The 20,627-nt window shown below is 68.8% G+C and carries 21 protein-coding genes; 7 read left to right on the top strand and 14 right to left on the bottom strand.

All coding sequences use genetic code 11. The annotated features are described in order from the left end of the window. The first annotated feature begins 42 nt into the window (after nt 1-42). On the top strand, nt 43-804 hold the full coding sequence (locus QGN32_RS22630; RefSeq protein WP_326546399.1) for a DUF2249 domain-containing protein: 762 nt from the start codon (nt 43-45) through the stop codon (nt 802-804). Nucleotides 805-910: 106 nt separating this feature from the next. Next, complete coding sequence (locus tag QGN32_RS22625) at nt 911-1,981, top strand: phosphotransferase family protein (RefSeq protein ID WP_326546398.1); 1,071 nt, start codon at nt 911-913, stop codon at nt 1,979-1,981. Here the strand turns inward: QGN32_RS22625 and QGN32_RS22620 are convergent. From QGN32_RS22620 to dprE2, 4 genes are read right to left on the bottom strand one after another with little or no spacing between them, the layout of a single operon-like run. Next, on the bottom strand, nt 1,965-2,690 hold the full coding sequence (locus QGN32_RS22620) for a cobalt-precorrin-6A reductase (protein ID WP_326546397.1): 726 nt from the start codon (nt 2,688-2,690) through the stop codon (nt 1,965-1,967). The genes QGN32_RS22625 and QGN32_RS22620 overlap by 17 nt on opposite strands. Next, nucleotides 2,690-3,445 carry a precorrin-4 C(11)-methyltransferase gene (gene cobM / locus QGN32_RS22615; RefSeq protein ID WP_326546396.1) on the bottom strand — a complete coding sequence of 252 codons (756 nt, stop codon included), beginning with the start codon at nt 3,443-3,445 and terminating at the stop codon, nt 2,690-2,692. The genes QGN32_RS22620 and cobM overlap by 1 nt, the downstream gene beginning before the upstream one ends. After that, a complete protein-coding gene (gene cbiE, locus QGN32_RS22610; protein WP_326549214.1) occupies nt 3,442-4,587 on the bottom strand; it encodes a precorrin-6y C5,15-methyltransferase (decarboxylating) subunit CbiE in 1,146 nt (381 codons plus the stop codon). Before cbiE ends, cobM begins: the two co-directional genes overlap by 4 nt. Nucleotides 4,588-4,619: 32 nt before the next feature. After that, nucleotides 4,620-5,369 (bottom strand): decaprenylphospho-beta-D-erythro-pentofuranosid-2-ulose 2-reductase, encoded by a 750-nt coding sequence (gene dprE2 / locus QGN32_RS22605; protein WP_326546395.1) that lies wholly within the window; start codon nt 5,367-5,369, stop codon nt 4,620-4,622. A gap of 35 nt (nt 5,370-5,404) precedes the next feature. Between dprE2 and QGN32_RS22600 the strand changes: the two genes are divergently transcribed. Beyond that, entirely contained in the window at nt 5,405-5,830 is a 426-nt protein-coding gene (locus QGN32_RS22600) for a F420-dependent biliverdin reductase (protein ID WP_326546394.1), read from the top strand. Between the two features lie 9 nt (nt 5,831-5,839). Here the strand turns inward: QGN32_RS22600 and QGN32_RS22595 are convergent, their stop codons facing one another. Then, nucleotides 5,840-6,967: a M24 family metallopeptidase gene (locus tag QGN32_RS22595; RefSeq protein ID WP_326546393.1), complete on the bottom strand. Its 1,128-nt coding sequence runs from the start codon at nt 6,965-6,967 to the stop codon at nt 5,840-5,842. A 113-nt stretch (nt 6,968-7,080) separates the two neighbouring features. Between QGN32_RS22595 and QGN32_RS22590 the strand changes: the two genes are divergently transcribed. Beyond that, complete coding sequence (locus tag QGN32_RS22590; RefSeq protein ID WP_442791751.1) at nt 7,081-8,043, top strand: 5'-3' exonuclease; 963 nt, start codon at nt 7,081-7,083, stop codon at nt 8,041-8,043. Nucleotides 8,044-8,046: 3 nt separating this feature from the next. On the opposite strand, the gene QGN32_RS22585 is transcribed toward QGN32_RS22590, so the two are convergent. The 9 genes from QGN32_RS22585 to pafA all read right to left on the bottom strand — a co-directional run bounded on the left by QGN32_RS22585 (nt 8,047) and on the right by pafA (nt 17,759). After that, nucleotides 8,047-8,838, bottom strand: a complete 792-nt coding sequence (locus QGN32_RS22585) for a DUF4333 domain-containing protein (protein ID WP_326546391.1) — start codon at nt 8,836-8,838, stop codon at nt 8,047-8,049. 189 nt (nt 8,839-9,027) lie between these two features. Then, nucleotides 9,028-11,763 carry a DEAD/DEAH box helicase gene (locus QGN32_RS22580; RefSeq protein WP_326546390.1) on the bottom strand — a complete coding sequence of 912 codons (2,736 nt, stop codon included), beginning with the start codon at nt 11,761-11,763 and terminating at the stop codon, nt 9,028-9,030. Next, a complete protein-coding gene (gene tatC, locus QGN32_RS22575; protein ID WP_326546389.1) occupies nt 11,747-12,691 on the bottom strand; it encodes a twin-arginine translocase subunit TatC in 945 nt (314 codons plus the stop codon). The genes QGN32_RS22580 and tatC overlap by 17 nt, the downstream gene beginning before the upstream one ends. Before the next feature lie 50 nt (nt 12,692-12,741). After that, entirely contained in the window at nt 12,742-13,029 is a 288-nt protein-coding gene (gene tatA, locus QGN32_RS22570) for a Sec-independent protein translocase subunit TatA (protein WP_326546388.1), read from the bottom strand. Nucleotides 13,030-13,089: 60 nt separating this feature from the next. After that, on the bottom strand, nt 13,090-13,164 hold the full coding sequence (locus tag QGN32_RS24340; protein ID WP_442791860.1) for a DUF2510 domain-containing protein: 75 nt from the start codon (nt 13,162-13,164) through the stop codon (nt 13,090-13,092). A 186-nt stretch (nt 13,165-13,350) separates the two neighbouring features. After that, complete coding sequence (locus QGN32_RS22565; RefSeq protein ID WP_326546387.1) at nt 13,351-14,316, bottom strand: helix-turn-helix transcriptional regulator; 966 nt, start codon at nt 14,314-14,316, stop codon at nt 13,351-13,353. Next, entirely contained in the window at nt 14,313-15,299 is a 987-nt protein-coding gene (locus tag QGN32_RS22560; RefSeq protein WP_326546386.1) for a helix-turn-helix transcriptional regulator, read from the bottom strand. The genes QGN32_RS22565 and QGN32_RS22560 overlap by 4 nt, the downstream gene beginning before the upstream one ends. A gap of 86 nt (nt 15,300-15,385) precedes the next feature. After that, nucleotides 15,386-16,273 (bottom strand): endonuclease domain-containing protein, encoded by an 888-nt coding sequence (locus tag QGN32_RS22555; RefSeq protein ID WP_326546385.1) that lies wholly within the window; start codon nt 16,271-16,273, stop codon nt 15,386-15,388. A gap of 127 nt (nt 16,274-16,400) precedes the next feature. Continuing rightward, a complete protein-coding gene (gene pafA, locus QGN32_RS22550) occupies nt 16,401-17,759 on the bottom strand; it encodes a Pup--protein ligase (RefSeq protein WP_326546384.1) in 1,359 nt (452 codons plus the stop codon). A 118-nt stretch (nt 17,760-17,877) separates the two neighbouring features. Here pafA and QGN32_RS22545 point away from each other — a divergent pair, with 118 nt between their 5' ends. The 3 genes from QGN32_RS22545 to QGN32_RS22535 are packed head-to-tail and all read left to right on the top strand — an operon-like array spanning nt 17,878 to nt 20,626. Then, the gene (locus QGN32_RS22545) at nt 17,878-18,153 is read left to right on the top strand and encodes a DUF7162 family protein (protein ID WP_326546383.1); all 276 of its coding nucleotides are present in this window, start codon (nt 17,878-17,880) and stop codon (nt 18,151-18,153) included. Beyond that, nucleotides 18,150-19,718 (top strand): alpha/beta hydrolase, encoded by a 1,569-nt coding sequence (locus QGN32_RS22540; protein WP_326546382.1) that lies wholly within the window; start codon nt 18,150-18,152, stop codon nt 19,716-19,718. Before QGN32_RS22545 ends, QGN32_RS22540 begins: the two co-directional genes overlap by 4 nt. Nucleotides 19,719-19,738: 20 nt before the next feature. Next, the gene (locus QGN32_RS22535; RefSeq protein WP_326546381.1) at nt 19,739-20,626 is read left to right on the top strand and encodes an alpha/beta fold hydrolase; all 888 of its coding nucleotides are present in this window, start codon (nt 19,739-19,741) and stop codon (nt 20,624-20,626) included. Nucleotide 20,627 lies beyond the last annotated feature (1 nt).

The raw sequence follows: 20,627 nt of genomic DNA, 5'->3' as shown, positions 1-20,627 counted from the left end.
AATTGTGCGGTGTCGTACCAGCCAGCCGAAGGGAGCCCGACCATGACTGTCAACGAGGTGATCGTCGCGTCCACATCCGCCGATGCCGAGGCGGCCGAGACGGTCAAGAACCATCACGCCGAACTCGCCGGACACCTGCGGGCGCTCACCGACGGAATGCTGTCGGCAGCCGAACTCGGCGTCGGCTTCGAGGCCGCGCGGGCCGCCGCGGCCGAGTTCCTGACCGGTGAGCTGCTGCCCCACGCCGCGGCCGAAGAGGCCCGCCTGTATCCCGCCGCCGCCCGAACGGAACGGGCCAGGCCGCTGATCGAGTCGATGATCGCCATACACCGCGTCATCGGCGGCCTGGTCGACCGGATCCGCACCGAGAAGTCACCGGTGCGCGCCGCCGCGGCTGGTCAGGCGCTGCGGGTGGTCTTCGAGGCTCACCTGGTCGACGAGAACGACCGGATCCTGCCGATAGTGGCCGCCGACCCGGACGTCTCCCTCGCCGACGCCCTCGGCGGGATGCACGAACTGCTCGGCGGCCACCACGATGCCGAGGGTGGCCACCAGTGCGGCTGCGGCGAATCAGACGCCGACGAGCCGGTGCTCGATGTGCGGGAGGTGCCGCACTCCATCCGGCACGCGACCGTGTTCGGTGCGTTCGATGCGGTTCCCGTCGGTGGCGCGCTGGTGCTCGTCGCCCATCACGACCCGGTGCCGCTGTTACGCCAGCTGCACGACCGCACGGCGGGCAGGATCTCGGTCGACTACCTCGAGCGCGGTCCGGAGGCTTGGCGGCTGCGCCTCACTCGGCGCTGACGGGCGGATGTCCCGAGCCGCGAGCGCTCATCCCGGTACGTTTTCAGGGCACCATTCCGTACAAGGGTGAGCGCTCGCGACGGTGGGCGGTGTTAATGTCCGGCGCGTGACATCCGTTCTCAACATTCCACGCGGACCCGAAGATGTGACGCCCGCGTGGCTCGGAGCAGTACTGCGGGCAGACGTCGAAACGGTTGAGGTCACGCCGATCGGCACGGGCCAGACCGGCGCGACGTACCGGATTTCGGCGACGTACGGCGGGGACGCCGACCTGCCCGCTTCGTTTGCGATCAAGTTGTCGGCGCAGGACGACGCGGTGCGTGAGCGGGTCGCGCTGGGCTACCGCTCGGAGGTCGAGTTCTACTCGCTGATCGCAGACCGGATGCGAATCCCCGTTCCGCGCAGTTTCCATCAGGACATCTCCGAGGACGGCACCGATGTCGTGCTGTTGCTGGCCGATATGGCGCCGGCGGTTCAGGGCGACCAGATCGCCGGGTGCAGTTCCACCGAGGCGCGACTCGCGGTCGAGGCGCTCGCCGGGTTGCACGGCCCGAGTTGGTGTGCGTCCGAGTGGATGGACCTGTCGGCGATCGTCATGCCCAAGCCCGGAGACATCGCCGCGGCCAAGGGTATGGGTGACGTCTGCCGGATGGCCGCCGACATCGTCATCGACCGACTCGGCTCCTCGATCAGTGCCGAGGACCAGGAAACACTCACCGCCGCAATGGCTTCGGTAACCGACTGGCTGATGGCCGAACCGGACCGCTACGCGCTGATGCACGGCGACTACCGGCTCGACAACATGCTGTTCGACCCTGACCGCACCCGGATCACCGTGGTCGACTGGCAGACCGTCGGCATCGGCCTGCCTGCGCGCGACCTCGCGTACTTCACCGCGACCAGCCTGGAACCCGCGATCCGCGCGGAGATCGAACGTGAGCTCGTCGAGAACTATCACGGGGCGCTACTCGGATACGGCGTCGAAGACTACGACCTCGCGACCTGCTGGACCGACTACCGCCTGGGCATGGTGCAGGCTCCGCTGCTCGTGGCGCTGGGCACCGCGTTCGCCGCGACGACCGAGCGAGGCGACGAGATGATGCTCGCCATGCTCAGCCGTGGATGCCGGGCCATCCGGGAACTGGGCACGCTGGAACTGATCAACTCCTACCGCTGACCCAGTCGGCCGCCTCGCCCACCGACGCGACGGTCCGCACCCCGTCGGGCAGCGGCGGGCGGTCCACCATCACCACCGCGATGCCGAGTTCGGCGGCGGCATCCAGTTTGGGCCGCGTCATCGCCCCCCCGCTGTTCTTGGTGACCAGTGCGTCGATGCGGTGCTCGCGCAGCAGCGCCAGTTCGTCGTCGTAGCGGTAGGGTCCGCGGGACAGCACGACCTGATGGCGAGCCGGCAGATCCTCTGCGTCGGGTGGGGTGACGGCCCGGATCAGGAACCACGCGTCGACGTCCTTGAACGCCGCGGCACCCGACCGCCCGGTCGTCAGGAAAACCCGCGTAAACCCATTGGCGGCAGTTGTTTTCGCGGCCTCGACATCGCTACGGACGACGATCGCGTCGCCGGCCGGCCAGGACGGACGCGCCAGCACCAGATGCGGCAGCCCTAACTCGGTGCAGACCGCCGCGGCATGTGCGGTCATCGTGGCCGCATACGGGTGCGTGGCGTCCACGACCGCGTCGACCCGTTCGTCGAGCAGCCAACGCCGCAGCCCGTCGACGCCGCCGAAACCGCCGATGCGCACCTGACCGACCGGCAGCGCGGGGTCGGGCACCCGTCCGGCAAGCGAGCTGATGACCGTGACGCCGGGGTGTAGCCGTGCGGCGAGCGAGCGTGCCTCCGATGTGCCGCCCAGCAACAGGATTCGCATCAGTGCCGTCCCCGCCGCACCCGTCCCGACGAATACAGGTAGCTGTCGGCGAACCCCTCGGCGGCCAGCACGTCGCCCACGACGATCACCGCGGTGCGCGTGATGCCGGCAGCTTTCGTCTGCTCAGCCACCTCCGCGAGCGTGCAGCGGATCACCTGCTGCTGCGGCCAGGACGCGAATGCCACTGCTGCGCACGGGGTCTCGGGCTGATAGCCACCGGCGAGCAGCTGTGGCACGATCGCGTCGATCTGCGCGGCCGCGAGATGCAGCACCAACGTGGCTCCCGGCGCGGACAGCGCCCGGAGGTCCTCGCCGTCGGGCATCGCGGTCGAAAGGGTGGCCACCCGCGTCAGTGTGACCGTCTGGGCCACACCGGGAACCGTGAGCTCGCGGCCCAGGACCGCAGCGGCGGCGGCGAACGCCGGGACCCCCGGCACGATCTCGTAGTCGACGCCGAGACCATCGAGGCGGCGACACTGCTCTGCCAACGCGCTGTAGATCGACGGATCCCCGGAGTGCAACCGCGCCACGTCCAGGCCCGAGGCATGAGCGTCGGCGAGTTCGGCGACGATCTGGTCGAGAGTCAACGGTCCGGTGTCGACGACGCGCGCATCCGGAGGGCACAGCGCCAGCAGATCATCGGGCATGATCGAACCCGCGTAGAGGCAGACCGGGCAGCGACTCAACAGCCGCTGACCGCGCACGGTGATCAGGTCGGCCGCACCGGGTCCCGCGCCGATGAAGTAGACGGTCATCGTTTGGTCACCGCCCACTGCGTCAGCGGCATCGCCGGTCGCCATCCGGTGAAACCGCCCAGCGGCTCGCCGCGGTGGTGCTCGAACCGCCTGAGCTCGCCGCCGTGTCGTGAATACCACTGGGCGACAAGCGCTTCAGACTCCACGGTGACGGCGTTCGTGACCAGTCGGCCCCCGACGGGCAACCGGCCGAAGCACGCCTCCAGCAGGCCCGGCTGGGTGAGGCCGCCGCCGACGAAGATCGCGTCAGGCGGCGACGCGGTCTCGAACGACTGGGGCGCATCAACCTGCACCTGGACCCGGGCGCCGAACTTGACGACGTTCTCGGTGATGCGGTTGCGACGTTGCTCGTCGCGTTCGAAAGCCACTGCCCGACAACCGGGCCCGCTGCGACACCATTCGATCGCGATGCTCCCCGACCCGGCCCCGACGTCCCAGAGCAGCTGGCCGGGTCGGGGCGCCAACGCCGCCAGCGTCACCGCGCGTACCGGCTGCTTGGTGATCTGCCCGTCGTTGGCGAAGATCTCGTCGGGCAGTACCCCCAATCGCCGCTCGTCGGGCAGGTAGCGCACTGCGACCACATTGAGGTCGTCGACATCGCCCGCCGGTCGCGCCGCCCATTCGCGTGCGGTGGCGGTCCGCCGGCGCTCGGCAGGACCGCCCAGTTGCTCGAGCACGGTGATCTCGGAGTCGCCGCGGCCGGTGTCGGTGAGCAGGCCGGCCAGCGTCGCGGGAGTGGCGCCGTCGCGGGACATGACGACGGCCTGTCCCCCGCGACGCACCGCGGTGTGCGGGTCACTCCACACCAGGCTGATCACCTCTGTGTCCTGCACCGCCCAGCCGACCCGAGAGCAGGCCAGCGCCACCGACGACACGTGCGGCAGCACGACCACCTTCTCGGCGCCGTACAACCGGATCAGCGAGCTGCCGACGCCGTGCAGCAGTGGGTCGCCGCTGGCCACCACGTGCACGTCGCCGTCGGCGCCGTCGAGCAGCGTGCGCAGCGCGGGCAGCATCGGCGACGGCCAGGGGCGCTTGGCCGCCGTCACACTGTCGTCAAGCAGCCCGAGCTGGCGTTCCGATCCGTAGACAACTGTGGCCCTTGCTAATTCGGCTCGCGAAGCAGCCGTCAACCCGGGCATGCCGTCGGCGCCGATTCCCACCACGATGATCCTCACCGCGGCATCCTCCGCCAGATGAACCGCGGCGTCATCCGGAACGCCAGCGCCAGCACGGCCAGCGGCGCGGGCACCCACACCGTCGCGCGGCCCTTGCGCAACGCGCGGGCGGCGGCGTCGGCGACCTGCCCCGGCGTGCTGGACAGCGGCGCGGGCGCCATGCCCTCGGTCATCCGGCCGATCACGAACCCCGGCCGAACCACGAGCAGCCACACCCCCGAGCCGTGCAGCGCGTCGGCGAGCCCGCTGCAGAACCCGTCCAGGCCTGCCTTGGCGGAGCCGTAGACGTAGTTGGCCCGTCGGACCCGCACACCGGCCACCGAGGAGAACGCGACGATGGCACCGCAGCCGGCACCGCGCATCGTGTCCGCCAGCACGGTCAGCAGGGCCGCCTGCGCGACGAAGTCGGTGTGCAGGATAGCCGCGGCGTGCGCGGGGTCCTTCTCGGCGCGGGCCTGGTCGCCGAGGATGCCGAAGGCCAGGACCGCGGTGCCGATGGGCCCGTGCTCGGCGACGATCGACTCGACGAGGGGCCCGTGCGAGTCCAGGTCGTCGGCGTCGAACTCACGCGCGTACACGGCCGCGGCGCCCGCCGCGCGGACCGCTGCCACCTCGGCGTCGAGGTCGTCCGCGCGCCGGGCCGCCAGCAGCACCGTCGCACCCGGCGCCAGCCGCGTGGCCACCTCCACTCCGATCTCGCTGCGACCGCCGAAAACCACGACCAGTGCCGGACCCGTGTCGTTCACGGCCGTGATTATCCACTGCGCTACGGTGATGCCCGATGGCCGAGCCAAGCCGCCGAGCAACCACCCGGCTGACCGACGACGCGCTGGCGTTCCTGTCGGAGCGCCACCTGGCGATGCTGACGACGCTGCGGTCGGACAATTCGCCGCACGTCGTCGCCGTCGGTTTCACCTTCGACCCGACCACCCACATCGCGCGCGTCATCACCAGCGGCGGTTCCCAGAAGGCGGTGAACGCCGATCGGCAGGGTGTCGCGGTGCTGAGCCAGGTCGACGGCGCACGGTGGTTGTCGCTCGAAGGAAAGGCCGAGGTCAACGCGGAAGCCGGGGCCGTCCGCGACGCCGAACTGCGCTACGCCCAGCGCTACCGCACGCCGCGGATCAACCCGAAGCGGGTCGTGATCGAGGTCCGTGTCGAGCGGGTTCTGGGCTCATCGGACCTCCTGGTCAGGGTCGAGGACTGACGGCGAGCACTAGGGGACCGGCACCACCACCAGATCGTGCGGTCGGTTGTTGACCGAGAAGGCGCCGTCGGCGGTGACGATCACGATGTCCTCGATGCGCGCACCCCACTCGCCGGGGAAATAGATTCCCGGCTCGACGGAAAAGGCCATGCCGGGCTGCAACGGCAAGTCGTTTCCCGCCACGATGTAGGGCTCCTCGTGAACCGAGAGCCCGATACCGTGGCCGGTGCGGTGCACGAACGCCTCGGCCAGTCCCTCGGCGGCCAGTACATCGCGCGCGGCCGCGTCGACCTGCCCGGCGGTGACGCCGGGCCGGACCGCCTCGACCGCGGCCTGCTGGGCGCGCTGCAACACCGCGTACCGTCGCGCCACCTCGGGATCCGGTTCGCCGATGCTGTAGGTGCGGGTGGAGTCGGAGTTGTAGCCGGGCTCGTAAGGCCCGCCGATGTCGACGACCACGATGTCACCTGGGCGCAGCTCGCGATCCGAGCATTCATGGTGCGGGTCGGCGCCGTGCGGTCCGGAACCGACGATGATGAATGCCACCTCCGAATGTCCTTCGGCGACAATGGCTTCCGCTATGTCTGCGGCGACGTCAGCTTCCGTGCGGCCGGGAACCAGGAGGTCGGGAACCCGGGCGTGGACGCGGTCGATGGCCGCCCCCGCTTTGCGCAGCGCGTCGATCTCGGCGTCGTCCTTGACCATCCGCAGCCGCCGCAGCACCTCGGTGGCCAGCACCGGCACCGTGCCGAGCAGGTCGGCGAGCGGAAGCAGGTGCAGCGCGGGCATCGAGTCGGTGACCGCGATCTTGCGCCGCTCGCCGCCCAGTGCCTGCACGACAAGCGCATACGGGTCCTCACCGTCCACCCAGTCCCGCACCGTCAGGCCGAGTTCGGGCACCGCAGACTCCTTGAGCGCCGCCAACTCCAACCGTGGCACGACGATGGTGGGATCACCGACGGCCGGCAGCACCAGCGCCGTGAGCCGCTCGAACGTCTGCGCCCGCGAACCGATCAGATACCGAAGGTCGTAGCCCGGCGTGATGACCAGTCCCGCGAGCGCGGCGTCGGTGGCGGCCGACGCGGCGGCCCGTAGGCGGGAAGCGTACACATCAGTGCTGAATCGACCGGCGCTCATGCCATGAGGCTAATCCGGGCCTGTCTTCGCCCGCGAAAGTGAAGCCTGCAAGTTCTGCGGCCGCGAAGTGGTCGCAGAGCGGTCGCCACCCCGCGCCCGGAGTCACTGGCAGGATGGCTCGCATGTCTTCCCTCGTCCTGCTCGACGGCGCGAGCATGTGGTTCCGTTCGTATTTCGGGGTTCCGAACTCGATCACCGCGCCCGACGGCCGCCCGGTCAACGCGCTGCGCGGTTTTCTGGACGCCATGGCGACCGTGATCACCCGCGAGCGGCCCAGCCGGCTGGTGGTATGCCGCGACGACGACTGGCGACCGCAGTGGCGCGTCGACCTCATCCCGTCCTACAAGGCGCACCGCGTCCTCGAGGAGCACCCCGCGGGCGAACCGGACGTCGAGGAAGTGCCCGACGAGCTCACCCCCCAGGTCGACATGATCTTCGAGATCCTCGACGCGTTCGGCATCGCGACCGCGGGGGCCGCCGGGCACGAGGCCGACGACGTCCTCGGAACACTGGTCGCCCGCGAGAAACGCGACCCGGTGGTGGTGGTCAGCGGCGACCGGGACCTGCTGCAGTTGGTGCGCGACGAGCCGGTGCCGGTGCGGGTCCTCTACCTCGGCCGCGGTCTGGCCAAGGCGACCAAGTGGGGGCCGAAGGAAGTGGCCGAGACGTACGGCGTGCCGCTCGACCGCGCCGGACCGGCCTACGCCGAACTCGCGCTGCTGCGCGGCGACCCGAGCGACGGGCTGCCTGGAGTGCCGGGCGTCGGCGAGAAGACCGCGGCGACACTGCTGGCGCAGCACGGCTCGCTGGAGCACATCCTGGCCGCGGCAAACGACCCGAAGTCGAAGATGGGCAAGGCGTATCGGACCAAGCTGCTCAAGGCCGCCGATTACATCGAGGCCGCGGGTGCGGTGGTCAAGGTCGCCAGCGACGCCGAGCTGGACTGGTCCACACCCTCGGATGCGCTGCCCCTGGCCGCCGAGCATCCGCGTAAGGTCGTCAAGCTCGCCGAAACCTACGGCGTCACGTCGTCCATCGGTCGGCTGCAGAAGGCCCTCGACGGGCTCGACGGTTAGCGGCTACTTGGGCCTGCCGACCTCGTAGGTGCCCTTGTCGTCCTGGAATGTAACCGTCACCTGACGCTTGGTGCCGTCGATGCTGACCTCGCAGTTGAACGTGCCGCCCTTTTCGACGGTCGGATTCTGGCCGTCATTGCACTTGACGTCCTTGACGTTCTTGGCGCCGTAGCCGTTGGCCTCGTCGGTGAGGATCTGCTGCACCCCCGACTGCGCGGCGTCGATGTCGAGCTTGGTGGTGACGAAGAAGCCCGGCTTCCAAAAGCCCAACACCAGCACGACCGCGACGATCACCGCGGCCAGCAGGCCGATCACGCCACCGACCACCGCCAGCGAGCGCTTCGAACCCTCCTCCGCGCCCGGCGCGGTGTACTGCGGATACTGACCGAACTGCCCGTACTGGCCGGGCTGCTGACCGTACTGGCCGGGCTGCTCGCCGTACTGGCCGGGCGGCTGGTACTGGCCCGGCTGTCCGGGTTGCCCATACTGCTGGCCGTACTGCGGCTGCCCGTACTGGCCCGGCTGCTGATACGCCTGCTGGCCGTACTGCTCGGCTCCCGGGTACTGCTGCGGCGGCTGATATGACGGCTGCTGGTACTGCGGATACTGCTGCGCCTGCGACGGGTCGTAGGCAGGCGGCTGCCATTGCGGGGCCGCCTGCGTCGGTTCGCTGCTCTGCGCCTGCGGCTGCCAGGGCTGGTTGGCCGATGGATCGCTGGACGGCTGGTCCGTCGGCTGTTCCGGCTGCTGGCCGGGCCACGACTGCGCCGGATCAGATCCCTGCGGTCCGCTCATCTCACTCCTTGATCGAAGATCTTGCTGTCGAACACACTACCGTCGCATGCACCGGCAATGCCGTATTCAGGCCGAGCGCGACCCCGCCTTATTGCGTAAAGGGCCTTATTGCGTAAGGGCGCCCGTGCGAGAACACGCCGCCAACGTGCGTCGCCCGGCTCGGTCTGGATCACACGTCGTTCGGCACGCTCACCCAGCGTCCACAGCGACGACGCCCCGTCGAACGTCACCTATCGCGCGCTTCGCGGTGGCCCGCAACGCGGTGCTGGGCGCGGCATTGCGCACTTGGTCGAGGAGGTCGAGCACCTGACGGCACCACCGTACGAAATCGCCCGCCGAGAGCGGAGATCCGCTGCCCGTGGTGTCCGACGCCGCCAGGGCGCTGGTCAGGTCACCGGTGGTGGCCCACTGGAAGATCGCCGCGACGAAACCGTCGTCGGGTTCGCGGCTACCCGTGATGCGATGGCGCTGCTCGTCGGCGCGTAGCTCCGACCAGAGCCGCCGCGTCTGGTTCAGCGCGCGGCGCAACTTGCCGGTGGGGACGTCCATGCCCTCGCGCCCGCCCGGCGTGTCGCCACGTGCTTCGTAGAGCACCGCCGACACCATTGCCGCCAGCTCGGCCGCGTCGAGACCTTCCCAGATGCCGGTGCGCAGCGACTCGGCCACCAGTAGGTCACTCTCGCTGTAGATCCGGGCCAGCAGGCGACCGTCGTCGGTCACTTTCGGATCGTCTGCGGGTCCGGTGATGAAGCCGCGTTCGACCAGCAGAACCACGATCCGGTCGAAGGTGCGCGCCAGCGAGTTCGTCGCGGCGGCCACCTTCTGCCGGAGCTGTTCGTTGTCGCGTTCGATGCGCAGGTACCGCTCGGCCAGCCGCGCCTTTTCCTCCCGGCCGGGCAGGTGATGGGCGGGATGGGACCGCAATTGTTCGCGCAGCGCGGCGAGTTCGGGATCGATATCGGGTTCCCTCGGGGGTCCGCTGCGCTTGCCCTTGGTCGACGGGACATCGAGGCGCGCCGCCGCCGAGCTCAGCGCCGACGCGAGGTCGCGCCGGGCGCGCGGGTTGCGGTGCTCGACCCGCTTGGGCAACGGCATCGAGCCCAACGGCGCGGACGTCCCCGAGTAGTCGGCGGACGAAATGCGGCCGGCCCAGCGGTGTTCGGTCAACACAAGCGGACGCGGATCGTCCTCGTCGCGGGCCGGTTCGAGCACGACGGCCAGCCCTCCGCGCCGACCGTGCGTGATCGTGATGATGTCGCCGCGGCGCAGCGACGCCAGCGCCTCGTTGGCGGCCCTGCGGCGCTGCAATCGCGAGGCGCGTGACTGGGCGCGTTCGCGCTCGGAGATCTGCAGCCGCAGTCGGACGTAGTCGAGGATCGAGTCGTCGCCCAGTTCGGACGTGATCTCCTCGAGCATCCGCTCGCCTCGCTCGATGCCGCGCCGAAGCCCGACCACCGACCGGTCGGCCTGGTACTGCGCGAACGAACTCTCCAGCAGTTTGTGCGCCTGCGCCGGACCCATCTGTCGCACGAGGTTGATGGTCATGTTGTACGACGGCGCAAAGGAACTGCGCAGCGGGAAGGTGCGGGTGGACGCCAAGCCGGCAACCTCGGCCGGTTCGACGTCCGGGGTCCACAACACCACGGCATGGCCCTCGACGTCGATGCCGCGGCGGCCCGCCCGCCCGGTCAGCTGCGTGTACTCCCCGGGGGTCAACGGCACGTGTTGCTCGCCGTTGAATTTGATCAACCGCTCCAGCACCACCGTGCGTGCGGGCATGTTGATTCCCAATGCGAGTGTCTCGGTGGCGAATACCGCTTTCACCAGCCCGGCGGAGAACAACTCCTCCACCGTGTGGCGGAATACCGGCAGCAGTCCGGCGTGGTGGGCGGCCAGTCCGCGCAGCAGTCCCTCGCGCCACTCGTGATAGTCCAGCACGATCAGGTCCGCGTCATTGAGATCTGCGGTGCGGCGGTCCACGACTTCGGCGATGCGGGCCCGTTCCTCGTCGGTGGTCAGCCGCAGCGACGACCGCAGGCACTGCTTGACCGCGGCGTCGCAACCGGCGCGCGAGAAGATGAACGTGATCGCAGGCAGCAGTCCTTCGCGGTCCAGGGCGCCGATCACATCGGGCCGCGACGGCGGACGGTACATGCTCGGCCTGCCCCGGTTGCGGCCGCGCGGCTGCCAGTCGATCAGCCGGTCGGCTTCGCGGCGATGTGCGATGTGGCGCAACAGCTCCGGGTCGACGAGCAGTTCGCGGTTCGACTTCTTCGCGCGGGTGGCGCGGTAGTCGAACAGGTCGAACAACCGTTTGCCGACCAGTACGTGCTGCCACAACGGGACCGGGCGGTGCTCGTCGACGACCACCGTCGTATCGCCCCGCACCGTTTGGATCCACCCGCCGAACTCCTCGGCGTTGCTGACCGTCGCCGACAGGCTCACCAGCCGCACCTCGTCGGGCAGGTGCAAGATGACCTCCTCCCACACCGCGCCGCGCATGCGGTCGGCCAGGAAGTGCACCTCGTCCATGACGACGTACGAAAGACCGTGCAACGTAGGGGAATTGGCGTAGAGCATGTTGCGCAGCACCTCGGTGGTCATGACCACCACGTCGGCATCGCCGTTGATCGACTGATCGCCGGTGAGCAACCCGATCTTCTCCGGGCCGTACCGGCGCACCAGGTCGGTGTGCTTCTGATTGCTCAGCGCCTTGATCGGCGTGGTGTAGAAGCATTTTCCGCCCGATGTCAGCGCGAGGTGCACGGCGAACTCGCCCACCGCGGTCTTGCCCGCGCCTGTCGGCGCACACACCAGCACCCCGTGCCCGTTCTCCAGCGCCTCGCAGGAGCGTCGCTGGAATTCGTCGAGCGCAAAAGCCAACTGCTCGGCGAACGCGGCCAGTTCGCTAGGTGGCATCGTCATCGACCACGTACCGCGCCGAGGTCGGCACGGGCGCCTCGACGGGTTCGGCCTCGCCGATCGGCGCGGCCTCGTCGTCGGGTATGTCCTCGAGCGCGGCGCGGCGTGCCTTGCGCCGGTCGTGCACGCGTGCGATCTGAATCGCCACCTCGAGCAGGACCGTCAGCGCTAGCGCCAGCGCCAGCATCGAGAACGGATCCGAGCCCGGGGTGAACAGCGCGGCGAACACGAACAGCGTGAAGATCAGACCCCGCCGCCACGCCTTGAGCCGCTCGTAGGTCAGCACGCCGACGGCGTTGAGCATCACGATCAGCAGCGGGAACTCAAAGCTGAAGCCGAATACCAGCAGCAGGTTGATCAGGAAACCGAAGTACTGGTCGCCGGACAGCGCGGTGATCTGGACGTCGCTGCCGACCGTCAACAGGAAACCCAGCGCGGTGGAGAGCACCAGGTAAGCCAGCACTGCGCCGGCGACGAACAGCGCGGCCCCGACCGTGACGAACGCGACCGCGAACCGCCGCTCCTTCTTGTACAGCCCGGGTGTGATGAACGCCCACAGCTGATAGAGCCACACCGGACAGGCCAGCACGATGCCTGCGGTCAACGCGACCTTCAGGCGCAGCATGAACTGGTCGAACGGCGCGGTGGCGAGCAGACGGCATTCGCCGTCGGGCGCGATGGTCGCACGCGACGACGCGGGCAGCTTGCAGTACGGGCCACGCAGCCAGTCGCCGAGGCTGGGCAGCCCGAAGACGCCGTGGGTGTACCAGAGGAAGCCGAGGATCGTCGTGACGACGACGGCGGCCGCCGCGATCAACAGCCGGGTGCGAAGTTCGTGCAGGTGCTCGACCAACGACATCGTGCCGTCGGGGTTGACCCGGGAGCGTCGCCGGCGAGGATCGAGTTTCTTGAACAGTCCTGGGGTCTGCACGGCGTGCCTACTGACGCGGCGTCACGCCGCGGTCGGTTGATCGGTGATGATCAGGCCGGACGTTTGTCCGACGGCTGTTGGGTTTCCGGAGCCGTCGGGTTCCCCGTGTCGACCCGCTCCGAGGCGATCGGAGTCGCTGGCGGAGCCTCCCGACGAACGTCTTCAGCAGCTGGCGTCTCCGATGTCGAATCGGCCTGCATCTCCTTGATCTCCGACTTGAAGATCCGCATCGACTTTCCGAGCGAACGCGCCGCGTCTGGGAGCTTCTTGGCGCCGAAGAGCAGTACAAACACGGCAATGATGATGACCCAATGTGTCCACGACAGCCCACCAGTCATTTTTTAATCCCTCCAAGACGTTCCCTCGATGGTACTCGTCGGCCTAGCCAGCGTGTGTCGCTAGGCGGTGCGGTTGTCCGCTCTACGCACGTCGTTTGTCCAGCGCTGACCATCGAAGTACCGCAAAATCGACACATCGTGTGGATCGGCATACCACCCGGGGACCGTACCGATCTGCAGTTTCGGTTTGCGAGATTTCGCCAAAACGACGGTGACCACAACTACGGCTAAGACTAATGCGGTGCCCACGACCAAGATCGCGATTACCCAGTGCCACGGTTGTAGACCGCCCAATTCGCTACCTCCAGATGGTCGCCCAGTCTACTCGCTGACCTCGTACGCGCTCAGCGCCGCCGCGGCCGATTCGCGGACCCGGGCCGCCAGCTCGGCCGGTTGGAGCACCCGCACGGCCGAACCGAAGCCGAGCACGAACCGGGCCATCCAGTCGTCGGAGGCGTAGGTCATCGCGGCCTCGCAGGCGCCGTCGGGCAGTTCCCGGACGACCCGCAAGGGGTAGTAGTCGAACATCCACGCCGCCGAGCGGTCGATCAGCAGCGTCGCAGAAGGCAGCGACGGGTCGGCGGAGTCGGCGTCGAACAGTGAGGTGTCCGGTTGCGCCTGCACCGCGGGCGGCGGCGGCACCGAGGGTTCGTCGAGGGCTTGGGCATCGACGATGCGGTCGAACCGGAACAGTCGCACGCCCTCGGCCGACCGGCACCACGCTTCCAGATAGCTGTGGTCGGCGACCAGCACGACGCGGATCGGGTCGACGACGCGGCTGGTCAGGGTGTCGTGCGACGCCGAGTAGTACTCGATCGCCAGCGCACGGCCGTCGCGCACCGCCTCGCGCACCGCCGTCGCGGCCTCGCTCTCGATCGGCGCCGGTTCCTCGACCGCCGCTCCGCCGTGCCCCACGGTGCCGGCAGCCGACTCGATCTTCGCGATCGCGCTGCGGGCGGCCTGAGGGTCGACCATGCCGGGTATGTCGGCCAACGCCCGCAGCGCCACCAGCACGCCGGTCGCCTCCGGCGACGTCAGCCGCAGCGGGTGGTCGATGCCCGCGGTGAACGTCACTTCGATGGTGTCGCCGGAGAACTCGAAGTCGATCAGGTCGCCGGGCCCGTACCCCGGCAGGCCGCACATCCATAGCTGGTTCAGGTCCTCGCGCAACTGCTCGACGCTGACGCCCAGATCCGAGGCCGCCTCGGCGTACGTGATTCTCGGGTTGGCCTGGAAGTACGGCACCATGTTGAGCAGCCGCACCAGCCGCGTCGATATCGCGGTCATCTTTGTCCCGCCTGAGCCCGCAACCGGGACAGCACGTCGTCGCGCAGCGACTCAGGTTCCAGCGCCACGGCGTCGGCACCGTAGCTGGCGATCTCCCGGGCGACCCGGTCGAACATCCCGATGTCGATGGTGATCACCTCGCCGGCACGGCCGTCGTGCGTATCGGGGGTCACCGTCGCGGCCCGTCGCCGCAGCGCGGTCCCCCTGCCCTCTGCGATCCACACCTTGGCCTGCCCACTGGACGGCCAGTCCCCCACCGCGCGCTCGACGATCTCGCGCAGAACGACGTCTCGCGGTCGCTGCACCGCGCCTGGCGGTCCGACCGCCGTCACGTCGGCGATCCGGGAGAGCCGGAACGTGCGCGTCGCGTCACGGTCCCGGTCGTGTCCCACCAGATACCAGCGGCCCTTGTCGGTGACGACGCCCCAGGGCTCCACCGTGCGCGTGGTATACGGCTCACTGCGCGAGGGTCGGTACGAGAACTGCACCGCTTGCCCGGAGTCGATGGCCGACAACAGGATTCCGAGCGCCTCCTCTGAACCGCGCAGCCCCGGCAACGCCGCCGTCGACGTGATCGCCGGTGCGGCCTCCACGGCGTCGATGTCGATGCCCGCCGCCCGCAACTTCAACAGCGCGCCCTGCGTGGCGGTGATGAGTTCCGGCGACTCCCACAGCCGGGTGGCCACGGCGACGGTGGCCGCTTCATCAGGGGTCAGCTCCACTGCCGGCAACGCGTAGGCCTCGCGGTTGATGCGGTAACCCTCGGTCGGGTCGAAGTGCGAAACCCGGCCGGTCTCCAGCGGGATCCCCAAGTCGCGCAACTCGTTCTTGTCGCGCTCGAACATGCGGGAGAACGCCTCGTCGGTGGCGCTCTCGGAGTATCCGGACACCGTTTCGCGGATCCGCTCGGCGGTGATGAAGTTCCGCGTCGACAGGAGCGCGATCACGAGGTTCATCAACCGTTCGACTTTGGAGACCGCCACTCGACCAAGCTTAGGGCGTGCCGTCCGCCGGCCGAGCGCTCACTCCGGTACGGATTTCCGCTCTGAAACCGTACGAGGATGAGCGCTCACGCGGCCGCGGCCCGCATGAGGTGGGCGTCGATACGGCGCACCATCGCATCGCCGCGCCGTCGGACGTCATCGCTGACAATGGACAGGACCCGCCAGTCGATCTCTTCGAGCGCGGCCCGCTTCTGGCGATCCTTCCGTAGTGCTTCTGGCGAACTGTGGAAGTCGAAGCCGTCGTATTCGACGGCGACCCTGCAATCCGGCCATGCGAAGTCGAGTCGCCACAGTCGCCCGTCCCGGTCGACGATCTCGTGCTGCAGACACGGTTCGGGCAGTCCGCCGTCAAGCATGACGAGCCGGGCCTCGCTTTCCATCGGGGACTCCGCCTCAGGCCGGGCCATCGGAATGAGTTGTCGGACCATGACGATCCCGCGCCGGCCCGCCTGTGCCTCCGCTGCAGCCAGCAGTTGGCGGCCGTCACACGTCTGGCTGCGCAGGGCGGCGTCCAGCGTCGCCAACGCCCGCGGTCGGCTAAGGCTGCGCGCAACCTCGACCGCGGTCCACGCCGGGGTCGTGAGCCGACGGCCGCGGTGGCTGGCCAGTGGTGCGCCTTCGCGCCGATGCACCTTCAGGCCGGCCTGGTCACGCAGAAGATGGCCCTCCGGATTGAGGACGTGTAGGTCTGTGACGTTCTCGGTGTCGAAGCCGAAGAGCGCCGCGGCGGTACCCAGGCACAGGGCGACGTGTTCACCGCAGCGCAGGTCCAGTCCGCGTAGGCGGGTGAACGTATCCGGCGTGCCACGGCTGTAGATGCCCGGCAGGATTTTCACCAGCTCGGCGTTGCGCAGCGCGCGCTGCACGCCGCGGCGGCTCAGGTGATCCACGATCTGCGTGAATGTGGCGACCCCGCCCTGCGCCGCGAAGATGGCGCGAAGCTCGGGCGGCATTCCGGCATTGTGGTTCGAGCCGACGCGTACCCGCCAATTCGCCCTGTGGATAACTGCCGAGCGCTCACCTACGTACGCTTTTCGCGCCCGAAACCGTACCTGGTTGAGCGCTCGCGGAACTCTTGAGCTACATCGAGGCGATCAGCCGCTTGACCCGCTCGTCGACCGACCGGAACGGGTCCTTGCACAGCACCGTGCGCTGGGCCTGGTCGTTGAGCTTGAGGTGCACCCAGTCGACGGTGAAGTCGCGGCCCGCCTCCTGCGCGGCGCTGATGAACTCGCCGCGCAGCTTGGCCCGGGTGGTCTGCGGCGGCGTGTTGACCGCGGCCTCGATGTCCTCGTCGGTGGTGATCCGCGCGGCCAAGCCCTTGCGCTGCAACAGGTCGAACACGCCGCGACCGCGCTTGATGTCGTGATACGCCAGGTCCAGCTGGCTGATCTTCGGATCGGACAACTCCATGTTGTAGCGGTCCTGGTAACGCTGGAACAGCTTGCGCTTGATCACCCAGTCGATCTCGGTGTCGACCTTGGCGAAGTCCTGGCTCTCCACGGCGTCGAGCTGACGTCCCCACAGGTCGACGACCTGTCCGATCTGCGTGTTCGGCTCCCGCGACTGCAGATACTCGACCGCGCGGGCGTAGTACTCGCGCTGAATGTCGAGTGCGCTGGCCTGCCTGCCGCCGGCGAGCCGCACGGGGCGTCGGCCGGTCAGGTCGTGGCTGACCTCCCGGATGGCGCGAATCGGGTTGTCCAGCGAGAAGTCGCGGAACGCGATCCCGGCCTCGATCATCTCCAGCACCAGCGACGCCGTGCCCACCTTGAGCATCGTGGTGGATTCGCACATGTTCGAGTCGCCGACGATCACGTGCAGCCTTCGGTACTTCTCGGCGTCGGCGTGCGGTTCGTCACGGGTGTTGATGATCGGACGGCTGCGTGTGGTGGCGCTCGAGACGCCCTCCCAGATGTGCTCGGCGCGCTGGGACAGGCAGAACGTCGCGGCCTTCGGCGTCTGCAGCACCTTGCCCGCCCCGCAGATCAGTTGGCGGGTGACCAGGAACGGCAGCAGGACATCGGAGATACGCGAGAACTCGCCCGCGCGCACGATCAGATAGTTCTCGTGGCAGCCGTAGGAGTTGCCCGCGGAGTCGGTGTTGTTCTTGAACAGGTAGATGTCGCCGCCGATTCCCTCGTCGGCCAACCGCTGCTCCGCGTCGATCAACAGGTCTTCGAGCACCCGCTCACCCGCGCGGTCGTGGGTGACCAACTGAGTCAGGTTGTCGCACTCGGCGGTGGCGTACTCGGGGTGACTGCCCACGTCCAGGTAGAGCCTCGCCCCGTTCCGGAGGAAGACATTGGAACTGCGGCCCCATGACACCACCCGCCGGAAGAGGTAGCGGGCGACTTCGTCGGGGCTCAACCGGCGATGGCCGTGGAACGTGCAGGTGACACCGAACTCGGTCTCGATGCCCATGATCCGTCGCTGCACGTCATCGAGACTACTTGTTGCCCGGCGGCCGCGGAGCGCAAGCCGCGCCGAAGGACGCAACGGAACCGCCCTGTGGATAACTTCGGCACGTCGGGACCCCGCTCTGTCAGCATGAGCCATGGGGGAAATCGTTGAGGTCGACGTGTCGCAGTTGCGCACCGTCGCCGGCCGGGTCGCAAGCGCCGCCGAACGGATCGCCGAGATGCATTGGCCCGAATTGGATCCTGATGAGCTTCGCGGCGCGGCGGTCGGAAAGCTCGCCGCGTCGACGCTCGTCGCGCCGGGGCTCGCCGAGGTGGTCGCGGACATGCGTGGATGGGCGCTCACGGCCCGGAGTTCTGCCGATGCGTTCGAGCGTGCGGAGCGCCATAACGGCGACCGCCTCGGGCGGTGACGCGGCCGACCATCGGCCAGGCCGAGGCCTGGCGACCCGTCGCGCTCAGCCGGTTGGCCGAGGGGTGGGACCGCAACGCCCGGATGGTCTCGGCGCAAGCCGACACCCTGGCGGCCGAATTCAGCTTCTGGGCCGGCGCCGCCGCCGACGCGGCCCGCCTGGCGGCGAAAAGCATTGTCGCGATGGCCGACACGATCGCGCGGGCCTTGGTGCTGGGGGCCGCTGCGGCCCGTGACGGGGCGGCTCAGATCGCTTCGGCGCAAGCCGACCTCATGGCGTTGGTCTCCGCCGCCCGCTCCGAAGGGTTCGCCGTCGACGACGCCGGTAATGCGCTCATCCACGACGCACCCTCGTCGTTGCTGGTCGCGTTGTCCGGCGGTGCTCCCGGCGTGGCTGTGGAGATGCTCACGGCGCGGGCGGGCGAACTGACCAGGCAACTCGGTGAGGCACTGGACCGTCTGGCCGCCGCGGACGCCGACGCCGCTGCCGACATCGCGGAGGCGTTCGTGTTGCCGGCCGGCCGCGACCCGGCAGTCTATGCCGGCGTCGTCGCCGAGTGGCCGACCTCGAGTCAGGACCGCATCGCCGAGAAGATCGCGGCGATGACGCCCGAGCAGCGGCAGGGGTTGATCGACGCATTTCCTTCGCGGGTGGGCAACACCGATGGCGTCCCGTGGGAGATGCGGATCGAGGCCAACCGGACCAACGTCGCGCAGGCCGTACTGCGCGAACCCGATCCCCGCCGCCTCGCGTTGTACCGGGAGTTGCTGGGCGAGGTCGACGACCCCGCAGGCGACCACGGCCGCCTCGACCGCCAGATCCTCGCGTTCGATCCGAGCCGGACATCACTGGTCGAATTGCACGGGAGCGTCGCGTCAGCCTCCAGTGTCGCGGTGCTGGTACCGGGCTTGAACACGACGATCAACGGCTCCGCCGCGAACGCCAGGACCGCTCGCCGGTTCGTCTCGGGAACCGGCGGCGACGTCGCCGCCATCACCTATCTCGGTGGCCCGTTTCCGCGCGGTGACAATCTCGCGAGCGCCCTGGCGGCAGCGGCCGACCCGCGGTATGCACTGGCCATGGCGCCGCGACTGGTGGCGTTCAGCGAAGACGTCGATCGCACGGTGGACTCCACCGGCCGGCGCATACCGGTCACCGTCATCGGGCACTCCTATGGCGGTTCGATCGTAGGCACCGCAGAGGCCTTGGGCATGACCTCCGACCGCACGTTGTACGTGGCGGCGGCGGGCGCGGGCGTCGGGGTCGACGACCCCGCCGACTGGCACAACAGAAACCCCGACGTGTTGCGCTTCTCGATGACGCCGCCGGGTGACTTGATCGAGATTGTGCAGGGCATCCCCGGCGGACCGCACGGAGCCGACCCCGACGAGATGCCCGGTGTGATCCCGATGACCGCTGGGCGGTACGACGACGGACGGCCGATGGCCGGACCCCGCGCGCATTCCGACGTGCTCAACGCGCCCTCAGACGCCTGGCGCGCCATTCTCGGGGTGATCACGGGCGATATCGGCAGGGATCGTGCAACCTCGCAACACGCGGGTTGACATCTGGCCAGAATGAGTCGGTGTGGTCCCGCAGCGCTCCGGTCGACGGGTTCCGGCTCGCCTACGACCGGTTCGGCGCCAAGGGCGCGCCGCCGGTGGTGCTGCTGCACGGGTGGCCCGGTAACCGCCAGGACTATCGACGGGTGGTCCCCCTGCTCGGCGACACCGCCGATGTCATCGTGCCTGACCTCCGCGGTTACGGCGGCTCGGACAAACACGCGGTCGCGATCCGGCATTTCTACAGCGCCAGCGCACAAGCCGCGAGTGTGATCGGCCTGATCAGGGAACTGGAGCTGTCCGAGGTGGTGCTCGCCGGCTACGACGTCGGCAGCAGGGTCGCGCAGAGCGTCGCCCGCATGCAACCGGATCTGGTGCGGTCGCTGGTGCTGTCCCCGCCGCTGCCCGGCGCCGGTGACCGCGTCCTGACCGCCAAGGCACAGAGCGAGTTCTGGTATCAGGCGTTTCATCAACTGCCGCTGGCCGCTCAGATGATCGACGGCAACCCCGACCTGGTCCGCGACTATCTGCGGCACTTCTGGACACATTGGTCGGGCCCGAATTTCGCTGTCTCCGAAGACGATTTGGAGCGTCTGGTGTCCGACTACGGCCTGCCCGGCGCGTTCACGGCGTCGATCGCGTGGTACCGCGCCGGGGCGGGGATGATCGCCCAGTCACTGACCGAATTGCCGCCGGAGCGCGCCATCAAGATCCACGTGCCGACCGACGTGGTGTGGCCGCACCATGACCCGCTGTTCCCGACCGAGTGGTCGGACCGGCTAGGGCACTACTTCACCGATGTGCAGCTGCACTTCGCTTTCGACGCAGGCCATTTCACACCCTTGGAGTGTCCCGAGCAGTTCGCCGAGCTGATCCTCGTCCAGGCTGGGCCCAACCCGGCCAACGACTGAT

The sequence above is a fragment of the Mycolicibacterium sp. ND9-15 genome (genome assembly GCF_035918395.1).
In the GTDB taxonomy this organism is placed as follows: domain Bacteria; phylum Actinomycetota; class Actinomycetes; order Mycobacteriales; family Mycobacteriaceae; genus Mycobacterium.
This window is presented reverse-complemented; position numbering and strand designations above follow the sequence as displayed.

What these genes read in the sequence shown, in the direction of transcription:
- QGN32_RS22620 (WP_326546397.1), bottom strand. Translation starts at nt 2,690, where the DNA reads ATGCGAATCCTGTTGCTGGGCGGCACATCGGAGGCACGCTCGCTCGCC.
- QGN32_RS22595 (WP_326546393.1), bottom strand. Translation starts at nt 6,967, where the DNA reads ATGAGCGCCGGTCGATTCAGCACTGATGTGTACGCTTCCCGCCTACGG.
- QGN32_RS22585 (WP_326546391.1), bottom strand. Translation starts at nt 8,838, where the DNA reads ATGAGCGGACCGCAGGGATCTGATCCGGCGCAGTCGTGGCCCGGCCAG.
- QGN32_RS22545 (WP_326546383.1), top strand. Translation starts at nt 17,878, where the DNA reads ATGGGGGAAATCGTTGAGGTCGACGTGTCGCAGTTGCGCACCGTCGCC.
- QGN32_RS22580 (WP_326546390.1), bottom strand. Translation starts at nt 11,763, where the DNA reads ATGACGATGCCACCTAGCGAACTGGCCGCGTTCGCCGAGCAGTTGGCT.
- QGN32_RS22590 (WP_442791751.1), top strand. Translation starts at nt 7,081, where the DNA reads ATGGCTCGCATGTCTTCCCTCGTCCTGCTCGACGGCGCGAGCATGTGG.
- tatA (WP_326546388.1), bottom strand. Translation starts at nt 13,029, where the DNA reads ATGACTGGTGGGCTGTCGTGGACACATTGGGTCATCATCATTGCCGTG.
- QGN32_RS22630 (WP_326546399.1), top strand. Translation starts at nt 43, where the DNA reads ATGACTGTCAACGAGGTGATCGTCGCGTCCACATCCGCCGATGCCGAG.
- cobM (WP_326546396.1), bottom strand. Translation starts at nt 3,445, where the DNA reads ATGACCGTCTACTTCATCGGCGCGGGACCCGGTGCGGCCGACCTGATC.
- QGN32_RS22555 (WP_326546385.1), bottom strand. Translation starts at nt 16,273, where the DNA reads ATGCCGCCCGAGCTTCGCGCCATCTTCGCGGCGCAGGGCGGGGTCGCC.
- QGN32_RS22565 (WP_326546387.1), bottom strand. Translation starts at nt 14,316, where the DNA reads ATGACCGCGATATCGACGCGGCTGGTGCGGCTGCTCAACATGGTGCCG.
- QGN32_RS22600 (WP_326546394.1), top strand. Translation starts at nt 5,405, where the DNA reads ATGGCCGAGCCAAGCCGCCGAGCAACCACCCGGCTGACCGACGACGCG.
- cbiE (WP_326549214.1), bottom strand. Translation starts at nt 4,587, where the DNA reads ATGCCCGGGTTGACGGCTGCTTCGCGAGCCGAATTAGCAAGGGCCACA.